The 5,370-nt window shown below is 47.0% G+C and carries 8 protein-coding genes; 5 read left to right on the top strand and 3 right to left on the bottom strand.

The window, feature by feature from the left end:
• The first annotated feature begins 395 nt into the window (after positions 1-395).
• From repA to F0Q32_RS24960, 3 genes are all read left to right on the top strand, one after another.
• Positions 396-1,313 carry a plasmid replication initiator RepA gene (gene repA, locus F0Q32_RS24970; RefSeq protein WP_149465089.1) on the top strand — a complete coding sequence of 306 codons (918 nt, stop codon included), beginning with the start codon at positions 396-398 and terminating at the stop codon, positions 1,311-1,313.
• 572 nt (positions 1,314-1,885) lie between these two features.
• Positions 1,886-2,128: a type II toxin-antitoxin system ParD family antitoxin gene (locus tag F0Q32_RS24965; protein WP_050074632.1), complete on the top strand. Its 243-nt coding sequence runs from the start codon at positions 1,886-1,888 to the stop codon at positions 2,126-2,128.
• Complete coding sequence (locus F0Q32_RS24960) at positions 2,121-2,405, top strand: type II toxin-antitoxin system RelE/ParE family toxin (RefSeq protein ID WP_142972764.1); 285 nt, start codon at positions 2,121-2,123, stop codon at positions 2,403-2,405. Before F0Q32_RS24965 ends, F0Q32_RS24960 begins: the two co-directional genes overlap by 8 nt.
• Before the next feature lie 130 nt (positions 2,406-2,535).
• Here F0Q32_RS24960 and F0Q32_RS24955 read toward each other — a convergent pair whose 3' ends face one another.
• The 3 genes from F0Q32_RS24955 to F0Q32_RS24945 form a co-directional block, all read right to left on the bottom strand.
• A complete protein-coding gene (locus tag F0Q32_RS24955) occupies positions 2,536-2,763 on the bottom strand; it encodes a plasmid partition protein ParG (RefSeq protein ID WP_008815937.1) in 228 nt (75 codons plus the stop codon).
• 39 nt (positions 2,764-2,802) lie between these two features.
• Positions 2,803-3,423 carry a ParA family partition ATPase gene (parA, locus tag F0Q32_RS24950; RefSeq protein ID WP_032490866.1) on the bottom strand — a complete coding sequence of 207 codons (621 nt, stop codon included), beginning with the start codon at positions 3,421-3,423 and terminating at the stop codon, positions 2,803-2,805.
• Between the two features lie 151 nt (positions 3,424-3,574).
• Positions 3,575-3,877 carry a hypothetical protein gene (locus tag F0Q32_RS24945; protein ID WP_181497813.1) on the bottom strand — a complete coding sequence of 101 codons (303 nt, stop codon included), beginning with the start codon at positions 3,875-3,877 and terminating at the stop codon, positions 3,575-3,577.
• A gap of 717 nt (positions 3,878-4,594) precedes the next feature.
• On the opposite strand from F0Q32_RS24945, the gene F0Q32_RS24935 reads away from it, so the two are divergent.
• Both F0Q32_RS24935 and F0Q32_RS24930 read left to right on the top strand, forming a co-directional pair.
• A complete protein-coding gene (locus F0Q32_RS24935; RefSeq protein WP_000493286.1) occupies positions 4,595-4,924 on the top strand; it encodes a type II toxin-antitoxin system RelE/ParE family toxin in 330 nt (109 codons plus the stop codon).
• Positions 4,905-5,186, top strand: a complete 282-nt coding sequence (locus F0Q32_RS24930) for a helix-turn-helix transcriptional regulator (protein ID WP_000780222.1) — start codon at positions 4,905-4,907, stop codon at positions 5,184-5,186. The genes F0Q32_RS24935 and F0Q32_RS24930 overlap by 20 nt, the downstream gene beginning before the upstream one ends.
• The last annotated feature ends 184 nt before the right edge of the window (positions 5,187-5,370 follow it).

Genomic DNA, 5,370 nt, shown 5'->3' with positions numbered 1-5,370 from the left:
CATTGGACCTCAAACCCCATAGACAAGAGAAAACCCCTGTTGATATTCACAATGTTAATAATGTTGAGACTCAATATCTGTATGAATTGATTGGGTAAATTAGATATGTTCTTTGCGGGATCTTTTGGCGGGGGAATTGATCGTTGCTTCACTACGTGGTAATTTACCTGCGTTTACAAGTATTCATACGGGTGGGACGTTCCCGGTAATAGCGTCTAGGGAAAGGGTGATAGGCAAAAGCCACACCCTGAATGCAAAAACCCCCTGAAATCCTGACGAACTTGGCGGAACGAGGGATATTCAGGGGGTCGAAAGCAGGCGCGGCGCCTGAAAAGGATTATAGCAAATGCATAACCTAAAACAACCCCTCTTCCTCGCCATAAGCGCGGGCGGGCGTGGGTAACCAGACTAAATCTTCCCAAGAAAACCCCGATAAACGTCACCGTGGCGAACATTCTACAGCCTGTAAATGTCCGTTACCGCTCTACGTGCGTCCGGCGCATTATAAGCCCCTCAGTAAACAGCATGGTCGAGCCTTACGTAACCTTATGAGCCAGGACAAAACCTCTGGTGCCTGGGTTATTCGTCGTCGTGTTTCTGCCGATCCAATCTTCACTTTTTTGCGACCTGTCGCGGACAGAAAAAGAGCTTTCCGTGAAGTACGCCGGCGTTTGCTCGATGCGTTGTTTGTGCTTTTCGTCAACAAAGCCGATCTTGCTACCGGTATTGTCACTATCAACATCACTAAGCTGGCTGAAGAACTCAGTCCACGGAATGAAGATGGCCAGATCATCCCTGAAACTGCCGTGACGGTATCCAGGGTGTCGCGTCTGATAGACGAATTGGCGAGGTTTGGCATAGTCCTTGCGCCTGAAACTGAGTGGGATTATGTGAACGGGTGCCGTTTTCCTAAGCATATAATCATTACAGAAGAAGGCTGGCGTCTTACCGGTGTGGATATGGACAAGCTACGAGCAGAGCAAGAAGAACGCCTACGCGCTATTGAGGACGGCATTCTACAACCCGGCGAGGCTATGACAGTAAAAGAAGCCCGTAAGCGCTGGTATGAACGTTGTCGCCATCAGACGATACTTAGCCGCCGTACACGCGCTATTGAGGGCAAACAACGGCGTAAGCTGGCCGAATTACCGTTCGATGAGCGAAAGCGTCAGGTGGCCGAGCGTATTTTCCGTGATATGAAGGGTGATATACACCATTTAACCCCTCAGCAGTTTGAAAAAATGGTCTGGACTCAGCTTTACCAGCTTGAACTGGTAAATATGGAGCAGCCAGGCGCAGCCCCGCCTCACTAACCCGCCCTCTTTTTACTAATCCGTTTCCCTGCGGAGGATGTTCGTTGTCCATCTGCTAAAACAGATCGTTTTTTAGCCACCATCATCACGATAACCTCACCGATATTTGGTCAAAACCCCAATCAACACCGGCGTTATATCTTTTATGCACACTTATCTGCAAATAGGTAAATAGGATTATCTGCAATCAACCAATAGTTAGCTGCAAAATAATCAGGTCTTCGACCTGCTTAACTTCATTAAAGATCTACTTAATTCGCTGGATAAGATCTGTGGATAACGGGGAAAACCGATAATGACCGCCCTTGCAGCGGCCAGACGGCCGCGCCGGTTCGACATGGTCGCTATGCTCCCAAAAGACTTTAAGTAGCACCTCCGGCCTTAGCCGGAGGCATGGAGTCAACGAGACGCAATGCAGCGAAAAGGCGCTTTTCGCCCTTACCTACTTCATCGCTAAAAGTAAGCTAAAAAAACAGTCTGGCAGGAAGGGGGCGAAATCCGTTTGGGTGTATTCGTTGACACCAGGAGCAAGTATTCCTATCATTGTGTTGATAGTTAACACAGGGGGCGTTATGGCCAGAACAACAAGCGTTACGATTGGCGAACAACTCGATTCGTTTATCAGTCGATTAATAGACAGTGGCCGTTACGGCTCTGCAAGTGAAGTTATGCGCTCTGCGCTGCGATTGCTGGAGCAACAGGAAACAAACGATGAAGTTATTCGCCAGGCTGTTATTACCGGGCTGGAAAGCGGTGAAAGCTCGCTATCACTGCGGGATATTGCAGCAGAAAGAAAACTGAGACATCGTGTATAAACTCACCGAACGGGCGGCAGAAGACTTCGCCGGGATTTATGATTATACGCTCTTGAAATTTGGTGAAGCTCAGGCAGACCATTATACCGACGCACTTGAGGCATATTTCGAGACACTGGCCGGAATGCCAGATATGGGACGTGACTACCATGCCGTTCCTGGTGTAATGCGCATTGAATTTCAGCGACATGCCATTTTTTATACGGTTCGTGATACGGATATTCTGATTGCGCGTATTTTGCACCACCAGATGAACCATAAACGCCATTTACTGTAAGTCTAAACACGCTGCCGCGCTTTGCTTGGCCAACACCGATCTGGCACATAAAAAATTTATGCACCAGATCAGTGTTCTCGGTAAGGATAGGTGTGTTTTTGAGTTAATGTGTTTTTACTCATTTGTGTTTTTAGCTGTCATTTTCTTTCAGCCAATTATCGACCAAATCCTTTATCACATCAGTAATAGATGTACCTTGTTTTGCACACGCAGCTTTGAAGCGGATATGTATTTCTTCATCAAAGTTAACGTTGACTCTCTTTTGCTTTCCCGTGGGTGTGCTATTGACGACTTTTTCAAGATCCCGATGCTCACCGAAACTCATTGTTTTTGATGTATGTTGCTTAGTTAGTGCCATACATAACCTCTTAATATGCTGAAATGAGTATATGAGTTTTTACTCAAATGAATCAAGTATTTCTCGCGTCAGAATGGCTATCTCGCCCTTTGCTGCTCCATCGTTGGTATCGAAAACACTCTCACCCTCCATGACGGATTTAACGTAACTTTGGCGTTGTGTGATGGCAGTTTTAAACGGCTTAATACCCGTCTGAGCAATGCTATCTTTCAGAACGTTAAGCATGGTGGCTTGTTCGATTTTCCGTGTGATGAGGAATCGAGCTTCAACCGGACGATTATAAGCCTGGGCTTCCAGCACAGTGACTACAGAACCGGCAGCGGAAAAATCCAGAGGGCTGGGTGTTACCGGGATGATAATCAGGTCGCTGACCATCACCGCAGCGGAAGTAATAACTGACAGAGAACCGGCTCCATCAATAATCACAAAGTCATATTCAGCCAGATCTTTTCTTACCTGGTAAACGTCTTTCTCTGATGCTGCGGTGTAAACATCGAATGCTGCTTTCTCTGCTTTGTTCCAGTTAGTCAGGCTCATTTGTGGGTCTGTATCTACAACTGCAATTTTCTTACCCGAACTGGCAAGGCAGCTACTGACGTTGATTGTTGCCGTCGTTTTACCGGAGCCACCTTTAGGGTTGAGGAACGCGATAATTTTCATGTCTAAACCTCATTTGTGTGTTTACTCATTTGAGTTTAATTATACACAAAAACACAAATGAGTAAATGCGCCTTTATGTGTAAATGAGTATATGCGTATCTTTAAGGGTTGGAACTTGCGAGGGATGTTGGTTCTAACTGCTACTAGTGACTTATTGCCAACCTCCATCATATTCCTTCCAGCCTTGATTAGTCGCATCATTTGTTAGCGTCATGTCATCGACCACGCAATTACGTATCTCAGCAGTGCGGTAAATCTCGTCAAAAAGTTCGTCAATCTGCTCTTTCAAATCGGCCTCATCGCTATACGTAAAAATCAGGCTGTACTCATTGTTGTCCAACACCTTTCCGTCATAGTCGCACTCAACCAGCCAGGCAATATCTTCTCTGACCTTTTTCTTCCCACGGGTAAATTTGCTGCCGTTCTGCACCGGCACCCACAGTGTGGCTGTCACGGAAAATGCGGTAGCACTCTCAGACTGCCCGGAAAGAGAGGGGAGGGCTGTAACTGGGGGACACTGTTTGGGGTCAGTTTGGAGATCGGAAATTTTTGTACGTTGAGCACATTATTCAACCAATTCGGATACGTAAGTGATTGATTTATCGTCAGTGGCTATCGCTTTTAGGTTGTCGCTCTTGCTGTATCGCATTTAGGTTATCCGATTAAGACAAAATCCCCTGAAAACGCTGTATAGCGCGGGAGTACACCCTATTGCTATAGGTAAGTCTGTTCAAAAAACAGGCTTACCGTACAATAATTCTCTATATCCAAACTGACCCCTACACGCTCGTAAGCGGCTCTTACGACCCGCTAACGCGGAGATACGCCCCAACTGCGGCTTCGCCTTGTTGTGACCACTCCGACCGCGCACAAAAGCCTCTGAGCCGCTTTTAGCGGAATATGGCTTTGCAGGGTGAAGGGATGGATAGGCGATCCCTTTCGATCCCTCACTGGTATCGGCGGCTAACCCTCGGTGCTACCTGTCATTTCATCCTGCCGCCTTACATGCGCTAACGCGCATAAATCCCCGTTCCTCAGTGGAACGAAAACTCACGCTAACAGGGTAGTGACCGGGTAGCCACGATAACTGCCAACAAAATTAGCTTATAGGTTAATTCTACCTTGTCTGAAATTAGCCTATAGGTTAATATTAATAGAAATGGGAGGTCACATGTTTAGCGTTGTTTATCACCCGGAAGCCAGGGAAGAAGCCACAGCATTACCCGTAAAAATCAGGGTGAAGTTTGACCGTCTCATCGGCAAACTGGAGTATGACGCCCGATTACTGCGGGAGCCGGACACGAAGCCCCTGGGCGATGGACTTTTTGAGATCCGCACGATGGGGACGGACATAGCCAGGGGAATCTGGGTATACCACAAAGGCAATACCATCATCATGCTCCGTGTTTTCATCAAGAAGTCACAGAAAACGCCAGCGAAAGAAATCGATCTCGCCAAAAAGCGGTTAGCGGAGGTACTTAATGAAACTGGTAAGCCATAAAGAACTGCATAACGAGTGGATGCAGGACGATGAATATCGCGCTGCATGGCAGGAAGAAGAACGTAAGGAAAAGCTCAGGGAGCTGCTTGCTGAATGGCGCAAGCATGACAACCTGACAAAAGCGCAGGTTGCTGAACGCATGGGGGTTACACCTCCGGTTATTTCTCGCCTGGAAAACAACATCACCAAAGCCAGCATCGACACACTGACCCGCTACGCTCACGCCTGCGGCATCAAGAAACCTGTCATTGCCCTGTACTGAATAGCCAGCCCTCCGGGGCTGGCCTTTTTGTTTCGGTCAGTCCCAAAATTTTGTTAAAGCAAGTTTAAAATGTCACCTGTTTCTCCAAAGTTGAAATGTCACTTCTAAGCCAATCTATTTATACATAATCTTTACATCTTTCCCCGGTGACAAAGTGCTAATTGGTGATTAGACATGAGATAAA

The sequence above is a fragment of the Pseudocitrobacter sp. 73 genome (assembly GCF_008369545.1).
Classification (GTDB): domain Bacteria; phylum Pseudomonadota; class Gammaproteobacteria; order Enterobacterales; family Enterobacteriaceae; genus Pseudocitrobacter; species Pseudocitrobacter vendiensis.
Note: the sequence above shows the minus strand (reverse complement) of the source record. Positions and strands in the feature narration are given on the sequence as shown.

Coding starts and splice junctions, on each gene's coding strand:
- F0Q32_RS24965 (WP_050074632.1), top strand. CDS start 1,886: ATGGCCAGAACAACAAGCGTTACGATTGGCGAACAACTCGATTCGTTT.
- F0Q32_RS24955 (WP_008815937.1), bottom strand. CDS start 2,763: ATGGCACTAACTAAGCAACATACATCAAAAACAATGAGTTTCGGTGAG.
- parA (WP_032490866.1), bottom strand. CDS start 3,423: ATGAAAATTATCGCGTTCCTCAACCCTAAAGGTGGCTCCGGTAAAACG.
- F0Q32_RS24935 (WP_000493286.1), top strand. CDS start 4,595: ATGTTTAGCGTTGTTTATCACCCGGAAGCCAGGGAAGAAGCCACAGCA.
- F0Q32_RS24930 (WP_000780222.1), top strand. CDS start 4,905: ATGAAACTGGTAAGCCATAAAGAACTGCATAACGAGTGGATGCAGGAC.